The organism is Paenibacillus barengoltzii G22 (assembly GCF_000403375.2).
Lineage (GTDB): Bacteria > Bacillota > Bacilli > Paenibacillales > Paenibacillaceae > Fontibacillus > Fontibacillus barengoltzii.
The window spans coordinates 77,630-95,605 of record NZ_KE159654.1; the positions used below are offsets into that span (position 1 = coordinate 77,630).

A 17,976-nucleotide genomic window follows, 5' to 3' on the forward strand; every position below is an offset into this window, starting at 1 on the left:
ATGACTAAAGCGTTGGTAGGGTTGGTAGGTAAGAACTGCGATACGGTTGCAAAGTAGCGGCATACCTGCGGCACGATGCTGCGAGCCGGCCTTAACAGCCGGCAGCTTCGTGTTGCACAGGTCCCGTAGATTCCCGTTCGATCAGCTTGGGTTCCATCACGATGCGTTGCTTGATGTCCTCGCTCCCTTCGTCCGGCGAAGAGAGAAGCAAGCCAAAGGCCAGTTTCGCCATTTCGTCCGTCGGCTGGGCGATCGTGGTCAGCGTCGGATTCGTGACCGTTGACAAAATCGTGTTGTCGAAGCCGATGATCGACAGCTGCTCCGGGACGCGGACACCGCATTCCCTAGCTGCCTGCAGCGCACCGATCGCCAGCATATCGTTGCAGCAGAAGATCGCTGTCGGCGGATTAGGCCCCGTAAGCAGCGTCGTCGCTGCTCGCTTGCCGTCCATGATCGTGGATTGGCAGGCAACGATCCGCTCGTCGTCCAGCGTCTTTCCGGCCTCGAACAACGCAAATCGGAACCCTCTCACACGCTCCTTACTGCTGCTGAACTTCGTGCTCTCCGACAAGATAGCAACATGCTCATGGCCAAGTTGCAGAAGATGCCCCGCCGCCAGCGAACCGCCCTTAAAGTCGTCCGTCAGCACACGATGCACATTGATATCCGACGCCTCCCGCGCGATCATTACGATCGGAACGGAATTTTCGGACAGTTGCGCAATAATGTTGGCGTTCTCAACGCCGGTGCCGATCAGCAGGCCGTCCACGCTTTTTTGCTCCAGCAGCTTGATGTATTTCTCGATGCGTTCGTCGTTATTATCGGTGCTGCATACAATGACGCTGTACCCTTCCTCATGAGCCATATCTTCCACAGCCCGGGCGATTTCGGAGAAGAACGGGTTCGACACATCCGGGATCAGCAGCCCCAGGGTATACGTCTTCTTCCCCATCAAAGCGGATGCGATGACGCTGGGCTTGTATTGAAGTCGCTCCATTACCTTAAAGATTTCTTCCCGCTTCTTCTTGCCCACGTTGCCTTTGCCGTTAATCACGTTGGAGACCGTCGCAATCGACACGCCCGCTTCTTTGGCAACGTCGTAAATCGTAGTCCCTTTCATAAACAACCTCATTTATTATCGGATAGTAGTCCGAGCGTTACCGCTCTCTATGGAGCTATTATCCGACGATTCATTTGCCTTTGCAAATGTTCAATCGGGTTGAGTCTGGCGCATTCCTGCCGATTTAAGCGTCCATGCGTGTTCCGGATCGTTGCGGATCCTCCAGGTTCGGACGGGACCAGCCATGACGTTGAGGTAATAGACATCGTAACCGGGAGGTGCAGACACCGGATGATAGCCCTTTGGCACGAGCACCGTCTCGCCATTTCTTATCGCCATCGTTGAATCAAGCGACCGGTCATCCGTGTACACACGTTGAACGGCAAAACCCTGTGGCGGGTTCACCCGATAATAATACGTCTCCTCCAGCAGCGCTTCATCCGGCAAGGCATCCTGGTCATGCTTGTGCGGGGGATAGCTGGACCAATGTCCCGCAGGCGTAAACACCTCAACAACGAGCAAGCTATCCGCAGGCTGCTGTTCCGGCAAAATGTGATGAATATACCGCTGCGTTGCCCCTTCTCCCCGGACTTCGCTGTCCATATCCTCTGGCCCAATCAAACGGGCCGGATGACCGCTCTTCCGATCCGGAGCATGGCAGACCCCCAGCTCCAACTCGGTTACCGCTTCAACTTCGTATCGGTTGCCGCCCGGCACATAGACCGCATACGGGGGAATCCGCTCAAATACGCTCAACCGCTCGCCAACCGACTCCCACCTTGTCTCCGCCGTTGATACATGGGCTTTCCCTTCTATAATCACCAAGCAGTATTCCCGATCCTCTGTACTCCGTTCAATGGTCTCCCCAGGCTTCAGCCGGTACACCTCAAACCCGACATAGCTCCAACCGGCGGATTCCGGCGTCACCGATAGCAGCGGATGCTGGCCCGGCCCTCCCTTCTCAGGACGAACGATTAGATTTGACATCCTCTCATCTCCCTTCGCGTTCAGCATGGACCGATCCAGCAAGATCCAGCTCCGACAGCTTGACGATCCGGCGCTCCTGAAGCGACAGCTTCGCCGCCCGAGCGATCCGTTCCGCCTGCAACCCGTCCTCACCGTCAACTGGAACCGGTGTGCCGCTTAACACGCAGTCAATAAATTGCTGCGTCTCCAAAATGTACGCCTCGTTGTACCGCTCGAGGAAGAAGTACAACGGCTTATCGCTCTGTACGCCTGACGATGTGCTCAACACCACCGTATTGGCGTAGTCGTTGTCAGCAAATGCTGCACCCAGCGATCCAAACGCTTCTGCACGTTGATCGTAACCGTACGCCGCTTGACGGCTGCAGTCGATCACGCCCAGCGCCCCATTGGCGAAGCGCAACGTCACGATCGCCGTATCAACATCGTCGTATTCCGCAAATGCGGGATCAATTAACACCCCGCCGTGCGCGGACACCTCCACCACCTCGCTGCCGGACAAATAGCGCGCCATGTCGAAGTCATGGATCATCATGTCCATGAAAATGCCGCCGGACACTGCGATGTAGGCTTCCGGAGGCGGGCTCGGATCTCGGGACGTAATTTTAATGAGATGTACGTCACCGATGGCCCCTGACTCGACATGCTCGCGGACGCGGCGAAAATTGTGATCGAAGCGGCGGTTGAAGCCGACCTGCAGCTTCACGCCGGCACGGCGCACTTCCTCCAGCGCCTCCTCCGTCTGACGGATATCCATGCTGATTGGCTTTTCACAAAAAATATGCTTACCGTTTCTCGCAGCGCTCTTGATGAGTGGAACATGGCTGTCGGTGGACGAGCAGATGAATACCGCGTCGATGTCGGGATGATGAATAATGGCGTCGCTGCTTGTTGTGACGAGCGGAATCTCTCTTTCCCTTGCCCATTTCTCCAATTCGGCGTCCGCATACAAGTCGCTGATCGCAATGACCTCTGCCTGCGGCAGTCGTTTGAGATTGTCCGCGTGAATTTTGCCGATTCTCCCGGCGCCGATGACGCCGATTCTTAATTTATCCATGTCGTTCCTCCCACTTAGCTTCAGCTTGGTTACAACCAGCGAGCGGTCACCATTTTTTTGCGCGTATAAAATTCGACCCCGTCTGTGCCGTTCGCATGCAAGTCGCCGTAGAACGACTTCTTGTAACCGGAGAACGGGAAGAACGCCATCGGGGCAGGCACGCCCAAATTAATGCCCAGCATCCCGGCGTCAATGGTCTCGCGGAAGGTCCGCACGTTGGCGCCGCTGCTTGTGAACAGACAAGCACCGTTCGCGAACTCCGAGCGGTTGGCGAGTTCGATTGCTTCCTCCAATGTCTTCGCCCGCATGACCGACAAGACCGGCGCAAAAATCTCATCTCGGCCAATCGCCATCTCGCCATTCACCTGATCAAAGATCGTGGGTCCGAGGAAAAAGCCTTCGCCGCTCGCCGCCGCATCTTCACGGCCATCCCGGACGAGCACAGCTCCTTCGGTAATGCCGCTTTCGATGTAGCCAATCGTCCGTTCCTTGTGGGACTGCCGAATGACCGGACCAAGGAGCACACCTTCGTCAAGGCCGTTGCCGATCTTGATCCGATCCGCTGCAGCAGACAGTCTGGCGACAAGTTCGTCCGCGACATCGCCAACGGCAACGACAACGGCACACGCCATGCAGCGCTCGCCCGCAGAGCCAAACGCCGCGCTGATGATCTCCTTGACGGCCAGGTCCAAATCCGCGTCCGGCATGACGATCGTGTAGTTTTTGGCTCCGGCCAAGGCCTGAACGCGTTTGCCGTGAGCTGCACCGGTCTTGTACACGTATTCCGCCACCGGTTGTGAGCCAACAAACGAGATCGCCTTGACGCAGGGATGCTGCAGCAAGCCGTTTACAACATCATGCGCACCGTGTACGACGTTCAGCACGCCAGGCGGCAGGCCAGCCTCATGGAACAGTTCAGCCAGCCGGTTCGCCAGCAGCGGCGTCCGCTCGGACGGCTTGAGCACAAACGTATTGCCGCACGCAATCGCCAGCGGGAACATCCAGCAAGGCACCATCATCGGAAAATTAAACGGCGTGATGCCACCGACAACTCCGAGCGGGTAGCGGTACATGCCGGATTCCAGGTTCGAGGCAATATCCGGCAGCTGCTTCCCCATCATCAGCGAAGGTGCGCCTGCGGCGAACTCGACACATTCGATCCCGCGCAACACCTCACCATGCGCCTCGTTAAAGCTTTTGCCGTTCTCTTGCGTAATCAGGCGGGCTAATTCATCCCAATGCTCCACAAGCAGCTGCTGGTACTTAAACAACACCCGTGCACGGCGCGGAACCGGTGTCCGGCTCCATGCGGTAAAAGCTTCGGCCGCAGCCGAAACCGCCTGATCCACCTCAGCCTGCGTAGACAACGGCACCTTCGCCAATACTTCGCCTGTTGCCGGGTTGTAGACATCCTCCGTTAGTTCGGATGCGGACTTAACCCATTGTCCGCCGATCCAGTTGTTTAGCGTCGTTGAGTTCATAGCGCATGTTCTCCCCGTTTCTATAGGCCGGCCCACTTGCCTCTCAAGTTAACCGGCTGTAATTTCCCCGCGCTCGCAGCGCTGAATATAGTCCTCCACCGCTTTGGCAGTGGGCATCGCGTCCGAACAGCTGTGACTCGAGATAACAATACTTGCTGCCGCCCCGCCAAAAGCCATGCTCCGAGCAACGTCCCAGCCAGACATCAGTCCGTGGAGGAAGCCGGAAGCATAGGCATCGCCGGCCCCAAACGTCTTGATGACCTTCGCCGGGTACGACGGAGCGCGATGCTCCAGGCCATCTTGGGTATAGGCGATCGACCCTTCCTTGCCATGCTTGATGACGACGAGCTTCGCCCCGCGCTCGAACCACTTGGCAGCGGTGTAGCGGTCACTACGGTCGGCATTCTGCTCGAATCGCTCCATGCTATCGAATTCCTCACGCGTCCCAAGGATAATGTCGCTCTTCTCGGCGACAAGGTGGCAGTATACCGCCGTCTCCTCCGGCGATTTCCAGGTATAAGGCCGATAGTCGATATCAAAAGCGACCGGAGTCCCGTAAGCCCGTGCATATTCCAGAGCGACGAATACCGCCTCCCGAGACGGACTTGCGGCCAGTGCTGTACCCGAGATCAAGAGCGCTCTGCTCTCCGCAATCAGCGATTCATTCACCTCCAGCGGCCCCAGCTTCAGATCGGCCACATTATCCCGATACATCAGGATGCTGCAATCTGTAGGGCTCTTGATTTCCGTAAAAGCCAGCCCGGTGACAGCGCCGGTGTCATCCGTCGAGACGCCGCTGTCGTCGATGCCGTTCTCCCGCAGGTACGTTCGAATAAATCGCCCCATCTGATCATCAGCCAATTTACCGATGAAGGCGACACGTCGGCCAAGCCGGCTCATGCCGATGGCGATATTCGCGGGCGAACCTCCAACATACTTGGTGAATGTCACCGTCTCCTCCATCGGACGGTTAATTTCGTTCGCATTCAGGTCAATACATAGCCGTCCAAGCGCCGTAAGGTCAAACCTCCGGTTCTCCGGGAACAGCGAAACCAACGTTGTCATGAAGGCTTCCCTCCTTCAGTCGGAATGAGCGAGTGCAGATAGGCAAGTGCCTTCGCTGTATATTCGCGCGGCGGATGCTCTGCAGGATCCTGCTCGCCCTCAAGCATGGCCCAACCGTCGTAACCGCGGCTGACCAGTTCAGCCATGATCGGCCCAAAATCGATGCAACCGTCGCCCGGAACCGTAAATACGCCTTCCCGAATACAGGTGATGAAGTCAGAGCCGTCCATCTTCAGCTTGCGTAATCTGTCGTCGCGCACGTCTTTCAAATGCACGTAAGCGATGCGATCATAATGTTTGCGAAGCACGTTCAGCGGGTCCGCCCCGCCATACAGCGCGTGCCCGGTATCAAACAGCAGCCATACCAATTCCGGATCGGTCAGTTCCATCAGCTTGTCGATCTCTTCAGGCCCTTCGATAACCGTGCCGCCATGGTGATGGTAGGTCAGCTTCAGCCCGTACTCGCGGGCGATCTGGCCAGCGGCATTCAGCCCCTCAACCAAACTGCTCCACCCCGCATCATCCAAAGGAATTACCTGTCGTTCGTTGGGTGTGCGGCGTGGATCAAAGTGCAGGGAACCGCCAACTTCACACGTGCTTATTACCTCGGCTCCCATCTCTTTCAGAAACTTGGCATGCTTCCGGTATGCCTCCAGTTCCTGCTCCCGATAAACCGGGTCGGAGAAGAGCACCGACTTCCATTGCGAGACCAGCTGGATGCCGCGTTTGGACAACTCCTGCTTCAACAGGCCGATCTCGGTTGGATATTTTCTCCCCATCTCTGTTCCCGTCAGACCCAGCGCTTGGATATCATTCAAGATTTGTTCGTACGTGGTGTCCGCTCCATGCTCCTTGACGTCTTCCCCCACCCAATTAATGGGATGCGCCCCTAAGCGAAAAGAAAAACCACCCATCCTCATCCCTCCCCATTGCCGGTTTCAATTAATAAGCTCTTGCCTGCCGAATCCGCTCGTTCATGGCTTCGTGGGCCTTCACAACCCGTTCGCCGGTTGAGACCGCAGGGACGCCTACGTTCCACCAGGACTCATAGCCCTCCGTATTGGTGCCAGGCAGCACCGCGATCTCGATCAGCGTCGTCCGCGTCTCTGCCTGGGCCAAGCGAAGCGCCTCGCGCAGTTCCTCCGCGTTCGAAGCTTTGTACGAAGCCGCGCCAAGACTGCGGGCGTGTGCAGCGAAGTCAATCGGAAGCACATCGCCCGTATAGCGGCCTGTGCCAGCCTCCCGATAACGGAATTCATTGCCGAAGCCATCGCTTCCGTGCTCGCGCTGCAGGTTATGAATGCATTGGAAGCCGTGGTTATTAAACAGCAGCACCGTCATTTTCCGGCCTTCCTGCAGGCTGGTGATCAGCTCGGAATGAAGCATTAAATAGCCGCCGTCCCCTACCAGGGCGTAAACCTCCTGCTGCGGTGCTGCCAGCGACACCCCAAAGGCTCCGTTCACTTCATAACCCATACAGGAGAAGCCGTATTCCATATGGTAGGTACCCGGCCGGGACGTCCGCCACAACCGCTGCAGGTCACCAGGCAGACTGCCCGATGCGCATACGATAATCGCGTCGTTGCCGATCACTTCGTTGATCACCCCAAGCGCGCGTGTCTGCGCCAGCCCATCTTCGCGTTCCAGCCCATACAACCGGTCGACCTCCCGATCCCACTCGGCCTTGAGCGTTTTGATCTCTGTCTCACCGTAACCCGACGCATACCCCGCTGCCGCCAACATGTCCGCCAGCGCCGGCAACGTTGCCTTCGCATCTCCCGCAAGCGGGATACCATCCAGCTTGACGCCGTCCAGGCGGCTGACGTTCACATTCACAAACAGCGCGTCTTCCCGGTACGCCGATTTGGATGCGGTCGTAAAGTCGGAATACCGCGTGCCGACGCCGATAACAAGATCAGCCTGATGCGCGAGCCGGTTCGCCGCAAGGCCGCCGGTGACCCCAACGCCGCCGACGTTCAGCGGATGGTTCCAAGGCAAGGCGCCTTTACCTGCTTGCGTCTCCGCCACCGGAATGCCAAAGCGCTCAGCGAATGCTGCCAGCTCGGCCTCTGCCCCGGAATAACGCACACCGCCGCCAGCAACGATGATGGGACGACGCTTGGCGGAGATGGCTTCCGCTGCCCGGCGGAGGGTCTCCTCAGATGGACGATGCCGTTCAATGACATACACCCGCTTGTTAAAAAACGCCTCCGGATAATCATAAGCCTCCGCCTGCACATCCTGCGGAAGCGCAAGCGTCACCGTCCCCGTCTCCGCCGGGTCCGTCAGCACGCGCATCGCGTTCAGCGCCGCGGTCATCAGCTGCTCCGGACGAACGATGCGGTCCCAATATTTGCTTACCGGTTTGAAGCAATCTGTGGCTGCGATCGTATAGTCGTAGCCGGCTTCCAGTTGCTGCAACACCGGGTCAGGCTGCCGTGAGGCGAAATTGTCGCCGGGCAACAGCAGCAGCGGGATACGGTTGACCGTTGCCGTCCCAGCTGCGGTCACCATGTTCAACGCGCCAGGACCGATCGAGGTCGTACACGCGTAGATGCTCCGGCGCCGCGATTGCTTCGCAAACGCGATCGCTGCATGAGCCATACCTTGCTCGTTCTTGCCTTGCACATAAACTAGCTTGCCTGGGCTTCGCTCCAGCGCCTCGCCGATGCCCGTTACATTGCCATGGCCGAAGATACCCATGACTCCAGCTACGAACTTCGTCTCAACGCCGTCGACGGATACGTATTGATTGTCCAGAAACCTTAACAACGCTTGTGCCATTGTAAGCCGGATCGTCCGCATTTTGCCCTCCCACTTTTCTTTAATCGCTTAAAAATACAACGCTTTCATTTTTAACCGAATGATGCAATGAATTTTAGTAAAGCGCTTAATTAACTTTTTACTATAAATTTGAAGTAAGCGCAATCATTTTTTTAGGCTTGGGTCGATCTCGACAAAGGTTGCGATATATCGGGAATGTCTGAGGTATCAAGTCGAAACGGTGGTTATTGGGACGAGCATGGACAACAAAAAATAAAACAACCCGGTATCAGATTTACGATCCCGAGCTGTTTTTACGATAATCTAGTAAAGCGCTTTACGTTATATCTTATGATTTCATAGAGGGCCGCCCTCGCCTACGATTTCCATCGTCTGGAGGATAAGCCCATTCCACGCGAAAAACTGCCAAGCCATCGGGCGAGCAGCACGCCAAGGATTGCTCCTGCCAGCAAGCCCAACCCCGGGGGATACAACTTGGCGCCCAGCGCCGCTGTCCAAACGATGACCGCGGGCAGCAACAGCAGCTGCATGGCCGGTGCCCCGCTGCGGTATTCCAACGACTCCTCCAGCGGGAGAATCGACATCAGCTCGCGCTCAAAGAAGGATTTCCGGTGGCCATTCAGCCAGTAGACCAATAGCACAAGCAATGCCGCATACACAATCAGATTCACTGCGGGATATGGCGGCAAGACGATGGCGGCTAATCCAGCCAACGTCATTTGGGCGTACAGCTTCCACTCGCTGCCGCGAAAGAACGCCTTGACCAGCGCCTCGGCGATGCGAGCCTCCGGCTGGCGTGAGCGCGTTAGTCGGCGCAGGCGGCGGAATAACCAAGGCTTGGAGCCTCCGGGCCGCGGAGGTTTGGGCCGCTCAACCGCCGGAGCGAGGAGCAGTGCGGTCAGCCTCGTACGCTGCCGCTCCTCCTCGCGCACCTCGGCATCAAAGCGGCCCCGCAGGCGGAAGCGGTACCAGCCGAGCGCGCCGGCAAGCAGCGCCAGCACCGGCAAGGCGATGCCAATCGCCAGCCCGGCTGGCCGCCCGGCTTCCGCCGACGTTGCGGCCCAAGCGGCCCAAGCCCCAAAGCCCGCCGCCAGAGCCGAATAGGCCAGCGAACGCAGCACCAGCAGGCGCCAGCCTGCGGTTAATACGCCAAGTAACTGCTGGATGAGCATCTGCACGATTTTTGCGGCCCACGCGACGACATAGACGCCGCCAATCATTGCCCAACTCATCCCATAAACGCGAACCAGCAGTGGACTTAGCACAGCGATGGCAAGGGCCAGCACCACGGCTTGAACCACGGCTGATGCGGCCAGTCCGCTAAGCATTAATCTCTTGATCCAATGGGGCCGCTGACGCAAGAATAGAACATCTGCCGCTTCGATATAGAAGGATATCCCGCCGCTGCTATACAGAACTAGCAGCAGCAGGACCGGAATCATCGGGTATGGCAGCCCGGCCAGCCAAGCCGGCAGCTCCTCCCGCCATAATCCGTAATACGCTCGACCGCCTAACAGCAACCCGGGAATGCCAAGATATAACAGGATCGTCAAATCAAACGTAAACTTCAAGACGCCCAGCTTCTCCCGCAACCGGTCACGCCAGCGCCGAAGGAACAAGCGCCTCACCGTCATGGATACCATTGATGCTGCGGATGCCGCAGGCGTCATTGTTGTCATCGATGTTTTGCTGCTCAACCCGCGCCCCCCTCTCTCTGTTTTCCGGGCTCCCTCTTTTTTATTGACACCGCTCTCATCAATCATTGACAGTTAAAGCATCGAAGCAATCAAACAAGGAAGCCCCCGGCATCCCCGCAGCCGCACGGATATCGTCCAGCGAGCCGCCCGCTTTGACCTGTCCGTCGGCAACAAGAATAAAATCATCACAAATCCGTTCCGCTGTATCCAACACGTGCGTGGACATCAACACGCCGGCACCGCGGCGGCGCTCTTCTTCCAGCAAGCCAAGAAAATCTTTGGTCGCCCGCGGATCCAACCCAATAAACGGCTCGTCCACAATATATACATCCGGACGGCCAAGAAACCCGATCATCAGCATCATTTTCTGCCGCATGCCTTTGGAGAAACCTCCCGGCAACAAGTCGCGCGCGTCAGTCATGCGGAACTTCTCCAGCAACGCTGCAGCTTCCCGCTCAAACGTGGACTCGTCCATTCCATATACGGCAGCAGCCAGCCCTAAATGCTCCCATAACGTCAGCGTATCGTAAAATACCGGCTGCTCCGGAATATAAGCATAATGGTTCGCCCCGCCATGAAAGGTCACCTCTGCGTCTGCAAACGGCAGCAGGCCAAGGATCGCCTTCAGCGTGGTGCTCTTCCCCGCTCCGTTAGGCCCAATAAGCCCGGTAAGAACACCGGGCTTCACTTCGAGTGAAATTTGCTTGATGGCGGCCTTTCCGGACTCATACCCCGCCTCATGAATATTCACTTCCAACCATGCTTGTGTTTGTTCCAATAAGAATCTCCTCGAATCTCCAGTCATTTCTTTCATTATAAGACATGATGGCTTTTTGTACATGTCGCACCGGAAACCAGGAAAATCAAGCTGCTTCCGTTACGCCTCCACAGCCTCTACAGCCTCCGCCCCCGAAACCGCTGGTACAGCTGCGGCACGATCCCGCTTCATAATGGCCGGAGCAATCGACAAGAGCAGGAAGCCCATAACGGCCATGAGGCTGCCCGATAAAATGAAGGCGGGCTCCGGCCCAAAGGCGGTCACCAGTGAGCCGCCAAACAGCGGTCCAATCAGCGTTGCGGTCGAGGTCAAGCTCGATACCGTACCGAATACGCGTCCGGTCACCGCTTCCGGGGTCCGCTGCTGCAACGTGACCTGAAACGGGATAAACGTCATCCCCGCGCCTAACCCGGCGAAGGCGAACAGTGCCAGCATCAACGCCATCACTCCTTCGGTAAACGTGACCTGGCTTACGATAAAGCCCGCTGCCGCGAACACCAACCCCAGCATGGCTCCGCCGATCCCCATTTTATACAGCGGCGTAAGTTTAAGATGCCTCGTGAGCCACGCTGCAGTTAAGGTCCCAACCCCGCTAAACGTGATGCACCACCCCAGCAAATCGTCGGGCACCCCGGGGATCTCCCGGAACAAGACCACAGCTTGCGAATCAGCGATTTGCAGAACAAGCAAACACGCGCACAAAGTCAACGTGGCAACGGCAAGCAACGGAATGCCGCCGATAATTTTGATGCCAGCCGCCATTTCGGTCCAAAATCCCCGCTTCAGTTTCCGGGACGCTGTCGCTTGCCCGGCTTCCCCTTCCGCCGGTGTCGACGCCGCGCTCCGCAATTTTCCAGGCACCTTGGTAAGCAAGAGCGCCGAAATAAGAAAAGTTCCTGCGTCTACCACAAAACATACGGTTACGCTAAATGCCGCCGTCAGCATTCCGCCCAAAGCCGGGCCAATGATTTTAGTGCCTTGCTCAATGATTGCACTGTAGGAAACCGCCTGCTCCAGTTGCTCATGCGGCACGATCTCCTTAATTTTTCCGTTCTTCGCCGGGGAGAAGATGACGTCCAAAAATCCCTTGGCGATTAACAGGACGTACACTTGCCAAATCGCGGTGACGAACACAAAGCCGAGCAGTACTCCAAACCGAACGAGGTCGGAGATAACCATCAACTTTTTGCGTTCAAAACGATCTGCCAGCATCCCCGCCAACGGGCCGCCCAACAAGACCGGCAGCACCATACAAAGCGAGACCATTGTGATTTCCCAAGGCGTGGCATGCCATTTCAAGCCAACCATCGTCAGCAAGGCGAGCAAATACAACCAGTCGCCGATATTGGATACCAACTGCGCCGATAACAGCGCCAAATATGCACGGTTTTGCAAAATACCGGAGCCCTCCCGGCCGGCTAAACCTTTCCCGAATCTTCGCATCTTCGTCATCCCCTACTCCGCTTTGATTTTATGAAGTTATCTTAATGAATCGGAAAGGGGTTTCCATCCGTCTCGGGGCCGATTCCGTCCCTGCGCCGCAGAATGAAATTTTTGCGGTCTGAAGGCAGAGCGAGTTACATTTATTTCCATACAAAAAGACGCAAATTGTGATAAATTATATTTTTTTTAAATCTCAGGTGGTTTAAGATTACAAGTACTCGATCAAGTTCAAAGATTCACAAATATAAAATAAGGGCGGGATGCACATGATGACCACCGAACAACGCGGAACGGATTTGTCACTGCATTTGTACCGGGTTTTTGCCAAATCATTTAAGAGTGTCAACGAACATGCAGTTATGGGGAGCAAAATCCAAGGATTTAATCCGACGGCCTTTGCCGTTCTGGAGGTCCTGTATTACAAAGGCTCTCAACCGATTCAACAAATTGGCGCGAAGCTGCTGCTGCAAAGCGGAAACGTAACGTATGTCATCGATAAGCTGGAAGCAGCCGGCTTGCTGCACCGCACGCCTTGCCCACGCGATCGGCGCGTAATTCATGCTAATCTGACGCCTAGGGGCAAAGAGCTGATGGACCAACTGTATCCGGAGTATGCGGAGCGGATTGACCACGCGCTGAGCGGGCTGACCGATGAGGAGAAGAAGGTCATGATTGAATTGCTGAAGAAAATGGGCCGTGAAGCTGAGAAGCTTGCCCCGTTGCTGCGGAAGTAAGATAACAAATAGGCTGTATCCATGGCTCATCGGCATGATGAACCTGGACACAGCCTGCTTCGGCATATCCCTGAGAATTTCCTTACATAAAAATACAGTGATGAAATCACCTTATTCTTAGGAGCTATGGGCCCGATAAGGTGATTTTTTATGGTTGCTCCAACCCTTAATGGGTCGGGTCCATATCCTTGTTGTGATCGCGGTTTTCCATATTGGTGTGCCGTCGGTCATTCACCTTTTGTTGCATCTGTTGGGCATGATGGGCGTTGACCGGCGTTTGGTCCAGATCCTCTACGACATTCGTCAAATTTTTATCGATTCCCGATTTGCTTCGTGACATAAGCCTAAGTCCTCGCTTTCTCGTTGTTAAGGGTTCGTCAGCGGCGCTAAGGCTTGCGCGCATTCATGAATATGACGGACATAGTCTCCGGTTAACTCCTGAATTTCCTCGCTGTTCTCGGCAATCGTCTGCCCATCCCGCTCCACATCTACCAGCTCGACACGAACCTCGCGCGGGTCCATATAAGAGCATTGAAAATCGAAGGAATAAAGCTGATGTCCCGCCGCATTAATATGAATCCGCAGCCCCTGGGGGTCCGCCTCATCAGCTTGCACCTGCACGGAGTCTCCCGGGTTCAAATATTCCGGCAGCTGCTTCTGCCAAGCGTTGACGAGCGTGTGTTGGTCCACATTCATGACCTTGTTCATAGTTACACCTCCCCTTTCCTCTTAAGGTGCGGAGAGGCAGGCTTTTTTATACCGTTTCATGTAAAAGATACAGCCAAACGAGGTCCACTCAAAGGTCGCTGGAAAGCCAAACGGGCCGTCCCCATTTCAGAGACCGCCCGCAGCAACCACATAAATTTAAGCTCTATCGAGATCGATGGAGGGTTCCCCCGCCTCAACGTCCTCCTCTTGCTCCGGTGCTTGGTTGCGCAGCCCGAAAGCGAATAAGATGCCCACGATCGCAAGCACAGCCATGACGATAAACAGCGTATCCAGGCTTTGCGCCAGCACTTCCTTCAGTTCAGTCCACAGATCGGGAGAGAGCAAATGAACTTTTTCCGGGGACAGCAGCTGGTCGATATCATCCTGGGAGATTGGAATCCCTGATGCCGTGCCGTTCTTCGTCCGGGCGACAATCTGCAGATTTATCAAAGTCCCAAAGGCAGTGACTCCGATCGTCTGCCCTATCGATTTGACGAAGGAGTTCAGCGCTGTCGAAGCCCCGCGCAAGCTATAGCCCACGGAGGATTGGGAGATAATCGTAAATACGGTAAACGAAAAGCCAAATCCGACCCCATACAGCGCATTATAAATCAACAGCGGCCAAATTGGCGTGCTGTCATGGATCGTAGCTAATCCTACCGCCCCGAGGGCGATAATCACCATCCCGATCAGCGAAGTTTGACGGCAGCCGCGGGTGATGATCCAACGGCCGCCCAGCACGGAGCCCAACATCCAGCCGATGGACATTGGGGCGAGTACCAGCCCGGAGGTCGTCGCATTTTGCCCTTTCACCCCTTGAATCCAGAGCGGCAAGTACGAGGTTAATCCGATGAGCAGGGCACTCGCCAACAAACTGGTGATATTGGAGAAGGCGATATCCCGGATTCGGAACAGCTTCAGCGGCACCAGCGGCTCCTCGGCCCGTTGCTCGACGATGAAGAAGAGCACCAGGAAACCGGCGGCCACGGCAAACATCCCGATCAGCCAAGGCGAGGCCCAAGCCAACTGCTGCCCGCCCGTCGCCAGCCCAATCAGCAAAGCGGAGACCCCAATCGTAAAGGTGACGGCCCCCAGATAGTCCACCTTCACCTTCCGTTTCTCGATCTGTTCATGTAAATAGACGATGATGAAATAGAGCGACAATAGGCCAAACAGTACATTAAAATAGAATGCCCAGCGCCAATTCAACGAATCCACGACATATCCGCCCAGCAACGGTCCAATCAAAGAAGAGATGCCCCACACCGAGCTGATCCATCCCTGAATTTTGGAGCGTTCCTCAATTGAATAAATGTCGCCGATAATCGTAAATGTCACCGGCAGCAGGCCGCCAGCTCCGATGCCCTGCAGGGCGCGGAACCCGATCAGCTGACCCATGCTGTGCGCCGTACCGGACAGGACCGAACCCGCCAAGAACAGCAGGGAACTGATCACAAACACCAGCTTGCGGCCGTACAAGTCACTGATTTTGCCAAAGATTGGCGTTGTGACGGACATGGTCAGCAAATAGGCGGTAAACACCCAGCTCAGCAGCCGCGCGCCGCCCAGATCCCCCACGATCCGCGGTCCGGCCGGACCGATGACGGTGCCTTCGATCGCCGCTAAAAACGTAGACAGCAGCAAGCCCGTCAAAATATAATTCCGTTTCAATTGCATTGGTTTCATGATGAAATAAAACTTCCTTTCTTTCCATACCGGGCAAGGATTCCATAAACTCTCATTATAGTTGAACCCTCTGAAAAAAGAAAGCGGATGACCAAACCAGAACCTTCTTCTTCTGGTTTGTCATCCGCAATGGAAGTATATTAATTCGTTTAGTGAATCTGCCCTTCCGCGATTCGCCAACGCTGGATGGGCTGGCCTTCAAACAACTCCGGCTCATGGGTGATCATGATCAGCGCGGCCCCTTGATCCAGCGCCTCACGGCATAACGCCGTCAACAAGCGGACGCCGATGTAATCGATGCCCGCCGTAGGCTCATCAAGGATATACAGCTTCTTGGGGCAGATCATGACCGAGGCGGCACTTAGGAGCCGCTTCTCCCCGCCGCTTAAGTAATAGGGCGATTCGTTCATTTTGCCGCTTAAGCCGATCGCCTCCAGCATCCGTTCCGCGCGCTGCCGCACTTCCTCCGGGACCGGGTCCCGCGGCCGCAGTCCCAGTTCGGCGCGCGGGCTGTACAGCAGCTCGTCCAGCACCGTCGAAGCGACAAATTGCTGTTCCGGCTGCTGGAACACATAACCGATCTCGGACGCCAGATCGTATAGCGTCCGGCGAGCGGTATCCTGGCCCTGCCAGAACACCGTCCCTTTGGGCGGGCGCAGAAGGCCCATCAGCAGGCGGGACAACGTCGTTTTGCCGGAGCCGTTGTCCCCGCACAGCAGCCGCCATTCACCGGGGTACAGCGTGAGGCGGATATCTCGCAGCACCGGCTCGGCCTCGCGGGCGAAGGCGTAGCTGAGCCCGCGCACCTCGAGCAGGGGCGTGCGGCGCGGCGCGGCAGTCGCGGGAGCGGGCGCGGCGCCGCGCTTGGCGGCGGCCGTTGGCGCGGCTGGGGCCGGAGCGGGCTCCGCCGAGGCAGCCCGGGCTGGGGCCGGCGACAAGGCGAGCTCCGCCGGCGATCTCACGAGGGCGGCGGCCGCGCGCCGCGCGCCCGAGGCGGGGCCGCCCTGCGGGGCCCCGCCCTCGCTTGCGGCGGCGTGCCCCTCCGGGCCGCCGCCGCTTGGGCCCGGGCCTGCTGCCGCCGCCGACGCCTTGCCGGCCGGCAGCAGGCCCAGCGCTTCCAGCCGCGCGCTCGCGCCGCGGCGGATGCGCTCCGCCGGACCGTCCAATGCGACGGTTCCGGCGTCCAACACGACGAGCCGCGGCGCAGCCAGCGCGAGCTCGTCCATCCGGCCGGACATCGTGACGATGGTCCGGCCTTCGTCGTGCAGGCGGCGCAGCAACGCCAGCAGCCGCCGGCGCGAGGCGGCGTCGAGGCTGGCCGCCGCCTCGTCGAGCACGAGCAGCGGCGGCTCCAGCGCCAGCACCGCCGCGATCGCCGTGCGCTGTCGGCCGCCGCCGGACAGCGCGTGCACGGCCTCCAGGCGGCGCGGCGTCAACGCCACCGCCGCCAGCGCGTCCGCGACCCGCCGTTCCAGCTCAGCGGCGGGCACGCGCAGGTTCTCCGGGCCGAAGGCGACTTCGTCTTCGACCCGGCCCTGCACGAGCTGCGCGTCGGGGTCCTGGAACACGACCCCGACGCGCCGAGCCACCTCGCCGATCGCCGCTTCTGCGGGATCGACGCCGTACACGCACACTCGGCCCGACCGGCTTCCTCCCCCGGCACGGGGGAGATAACCGCTGATCAGCTGCGCCAGGGCCGATTTGCCGCTGCCGCTCGCGCCGACGATGGCCACCCACTCCCCGCGTTCCACGGTGAGCGTCACGTCGCGCAGCGCCGGGGCGCCGCCTGGCTCAAAAGCATAGCTGACGTTCGCCAGCTCCAATGCCGGTTGCGGCATGTTACGCCTCCGCCCGGCCGTCGACCGCGAAGCGGCGCAGCAGCCCGCTGCTCGCCAGCGCATCGCCGAGCAGCTTGACCAACAGCCCGCATAGGATCATGCCGCTGAGTACCCGAACGACGAGGGCGATCAGCAGGACATCCATGCCCCACTTCGTGTAACCATACATTTGCACCGCAAAAAAGAACCACAACGGCACCATCGCCCCGCCGGTAATCAGCAGCATTGGCAAGCTCCAATTTTTATAACGAACAAGGGCAAAAGCGGCTTCCACAATCACCAAATAACAAGCCGCGGCCACAAAACAAGATAAAATGCCATAGGCCGTTCCCATAAACGCTTGGACAACCGCACCGATCCCATAAGTGATCAGAGCTGTCCCCGGTTTGCGGATAATATAATACGCCAGCAAGCCATAAATCATATACAAACCGGTAATCGTTGAGGTGAGGATCGGTCCCCCCAGCCCATTCAGCGCTTGGTTCACCGGCGACAGAAACACCGTCATGACCGCATTCGCCGCGGCCAGCATCGCCATAAGCACAATATCAAGCGTCGTAAAGCGCTGAAACACTTTGCCGGAATTTCTCTCTTTCATTTGAACCATCCTCTCATCCATTCGAAAAAATCACACTACATTTCTGCGTTTTACAACCTTGGG

Annotated in this window: 16 protein-coding genes; 1 reads left to right on the top strand and 15 read right to left on the bottom strand. The window is 57.3% G+C overall.

Features of this window, described 5'->3' with window-relative positions; all coding sequences use genetic code 11:
• Positions 1 to 91 precede the first annotated feature (91 nt).
• The 10 genes from C812_RS15365 to C812_RS15410 all read right to left on the bottom strand — a co-directional run bounded on the left by C812_RS15365 (position 92) and on the right by C812_RS15410 (position 12,349).
• The gene (locus C812_RS15365) at positions 92 to 1,120 is read right to left on the bottom strand and encodes a LacI family DNA-binding transcriptional regulator (protein WP_016313570.1); all 1,029 of its coding nucleotides are present in this window, start codon (positions 1,118 to 1,120) and stop codon (positions 92 to 94) included.
• A gap of 90 nt (positions 1,121 to 1,210) precedes the next feature.
• A complete protein-coding gene (gene iolB / locus C812_RS15370; RefSeq protein ID WP_016313571.1) occupies positions 1,211 to 2,047 on the bottom strand; it encodes a 5-deoxy-glucuronate isomerase in 837 nt (278 codons plus the stop codon).
• A 4-nt stretch (positions 2,048 to 2,051) separates the two neighbouring features.
• Positions 2,052 to 3,101 (bottom strand): inositol 2-dehydrogenase, encoded by a 1,050-nt coding sequence (gene iolG / locus C812_RS15375; protein ID WP_016313572.1) that lies wholly within the window; start codon positions 3,099 to 3,101, stop codon positions 2,052 to 2,054.
• Between the two features lie 29 nt (positions 3,102 to 3,130).
• The gene (locus tag C812_RS15380; protein WP_016313573.1) at positions 3,131 to 4,582 is read right to left on the bottom strand and encodes a CoA-acylating methylmalonate-semialdehyde dehydrogenase; all 1,452 of its coding nucleotides are present in this window, start codon (positions 4,580 to 4,582) and stop codon (positions 3,131 to 3,133) included.
• 48 nt (positions 4,583 to 4,630) lie between these two features.
• A complete protein-coding gene (iolC, locus tag C812_RS15385) occupies positions 4,631 to 5,647 on the bottom strand; it encodes a 5-dehydro-2-deoxygluconokinase (protein ID WP_016313574.1) in 1,017 nt (338 codons plus the stop codon).
• Positions 5,644 to 6,561, bottom strand: a complete 918-nt coding sequence (iolE, locus tag C812_RS15390) for a myo-inosose-2 dehydratase (protein ID WP_016313575.1) — start codon at positions 6,559 to 6,561, stop codon at positions 5,644 to 5,646. The genes iolC and iolE overlap by 4 nt, the downstream gene beginning before the upstream one ends.
• A 28-nt stretch (positions 6,562 to 6,589) precedes the next feature.
• Positions 6,590 to 8,452 (bottom strand): 3D-(3,5/4)-trihydroxycyclohexane-1,2-dione acylhydrolase (decyclizing), encoded by a 1,863-nt coding sequence (gene iolD, locus C812_RS15395; RefSeq protein WP_016313576.1) that lies wholly within the window; start codon positions 8,450 to 8,452, stop codon positions 6,590 to 6,592.
• Positions 8,453 to 8,787: 335 nt separating this feature from the next.
• Entirely contained in the window at positions 8,788 to 10,128 is a 1,341-nt protein-coding gene (locus tag C812_RS15400) for an ABC transporter permease (protein ID WP_016313577.1), read from the bottom strand.
• A 58-nt stretch (positions 10,129 to 10,186) separates the two neighbouring features.
• Positions 10,187 to 10,906 (bottom strand): ABC transporter ATP-binding protein, encoded by a 720-nt coding sequence (locus C812_RS15405; RefSeq protein WP_016313578.1) that lies wholly within the window; start codon positions 10,904 to 10,906, stop codon positions 10,187 to 10,189.
• Positions 10,907 to 11,005: 99 nt separating this feature from the next.
• Entirely contained in the window at positions 11,006 to 12,349 is a 1,344-nt protein-coding gene (locus C812_RS15410; protein ID WP_232228289.1) for an MFS transporter, read from the bottom strand.
• 266 nt (positions 12,350 to 12,615) lie between these two features.
• Between C812_RS15410 and C812_RS15415 the strand changes: the two genes are divergently transcribed.
• Positions 12,616 to 13,083, top strand: a complete 468-nt coding sequence (locus C812_RS15415; protein WP_016313580.1) for a MarR family winged helix-turn-helix transcriptional regulator — start codon at positions 12,616 to 12,618, stop codon at positions 13,081 to 13,083.
• A gap of 166 nt (positions 13,084 to 13,249) precedes the next feature.
• Here C812_RS15415 and C812_RS22585 read toward each other — a convergent pair whose 3' ends face one another.
• The 5 genes from C812_RS22585 to C812_RS15435 form a co-directional block, all read right to left on the bottom strand.
• Positions 13,250 to 13,423, bottom strand: coding sequence for a hypothetical protein (locus tag C812_RS22585; RefSeq protein WP_016313581.1), 174 nt, complete (start codon positions 13,421 to 13,423; stop codon positions 13,250 to 13,252).
• Positions 13,424 to 13,449: 26 nt separating this feature from the next.
• The gene (locus C812_RS15420; protein WP_016313582.1) at positions 13,450 to 13,791 is read right to left on the bottom strand and encodes a hypothetical protein; all 342 of its coding nucleotides are present in this window, start codon (positions 13,789 to 13,791) and stop codon (positions 13,450 to 13,452) included.
• Positions 13,792 to 13,947: 156 nt separating this feature from the next.
• The gene (locus tag C812_RS15425) at positions 13,948 to 15,477 is read right to left on the bottom strand and encodes an MDR family MFS transporter (RefSeq protein WP_016313583.1); all 1,530 of its coding nucleotides are present in this window, start codon (positions 15,475 to 15,477) and stop codon (positions 13,948 to 13,950) included.
• Positions 15,478 to 15,626: 149 nt separating this feature from the next.
• Positions 15,627 to 17,315: an ABC transporter ATP-binding protein gene (locus tag C812_RS21595; protein ID WP_016313584.1), complete on the bottom strand. Its 1,689-nt coding sequence runs from the start codon at positions 17,313 to 17,315 to the stop codon at positions 15,627 to 15,629.
• A gap of 1 nt (position 17,316) precedes the next feature.
• Positions 17,317 to 17,922 carry an ECF transporter S component gene (locus C812_RS15435; RefSeq protein WP_425270093.1) on the bottom strand — a complete coding sequence of 202 codons (606 nt, stop codon included), beginning with the start codon at positions 17,920 to 17,922 and terminating at the stop codon, positions 17,317 to 17,319.
• Positions 17,923 to 17,976: the final 54 nt, after the last annotated feature.

Bases quoted from the DNA above. Each gene is read 5' to 3' on its own strand.
- C812_RS22585 (WP_016313581.1), bottom strand. From the start codon at position 13,423: ATGTCACGAAGCAAATCGGGAATCGATAAAAATTTGACGAATGTCGTA.
- C812_RS15410 (WP_232228289.1), bottom strand. From the start codon at position 12,349: ATGCGAAGATTCGGGAAAGGTTTAGCCGGCCGGGAGGGCTCCGGTATT.
- iolC (WP_016313574.1), bottom strand. From the start codon at position 5,647: ATGACAACGTTGGTTTCGCTGTTCCCGGAGAACCGGAGGTTTGACCTT.
- C812_RS15365 (WP_016313570.1), bottom strand. From the start codon at position 1,120: ATGAAAGGGACTACGATTTACGACGTTGCCAAAGAAGCGGGCGTGTCG.
- iolG (WP_016313572.1), bottom strand. From the start codon at position 3,101: ATGGATAAATTAAGAATCGGCGTCATCGGCGCCGGGAGAATCGGCAAA.
- C812_RS15420 (WP_016313582.1), bottom strand. From the start codon at position 13,791: ATGAACAAGGTCATGAATGTGGACCAACACACGCTCGTCAACGCTTGG.
- C812_RS15435 (WP_425270093.1), bottom strand. From the start codon at position 17,922: ATGGTTCAAATGAAAGAGAGAAATTCCGGCAAAGTGTTTCAGCGCTTT.
- C812_RS15380 (WP_016313573.1), bottom strand. From the start codon at position 4,582: ATGAACTCAACGACGCTAAACAACTGGATCGGCGGACAATGGGTTAAG.
- C812_RS21595 (WP_016313584.1), bottom strand. From the start codon at position 17,315: ATGCCGCAACCGGCATTGGAGCTGGCGAACGTCAGCTATGCTTTTGAG.
- C812_RS15425 (WP_016313583.1), bottom strand. From the start codon at position 15,477: ATGAAACCAATGCAATTGAAACGGAATTATATTTTGACGGGCTTGCTG.
- iolD (WP_016313576.1), bottom strand. From the start codon at position 8,452: ATGCGGACGATCCGGCTTACAATGGCACAAGCGTTGTTAAGGTTTCTG.
- iolB (WP_016313571.1), bottom strand. From the start codon at position 2,047: ATGTCAAATCTAATCGTTCGTCCTGAGAAGGGAGGGCCGGGCCAGCAT.
- C812_RS15415 (WP_016313580.1), top strand. From the start codon at position 12,616: ATGATGACCACCGAACAACGCGGAACGGATTTGTCACTGCATTTGTAC.
- iolE (WP_016313575.1), bottom strand. From the start codon at position 6,561: ATGGGTGGTTTTTCTTTTCGCTTAGGGGCGCATCCCATTAATTGGGTG.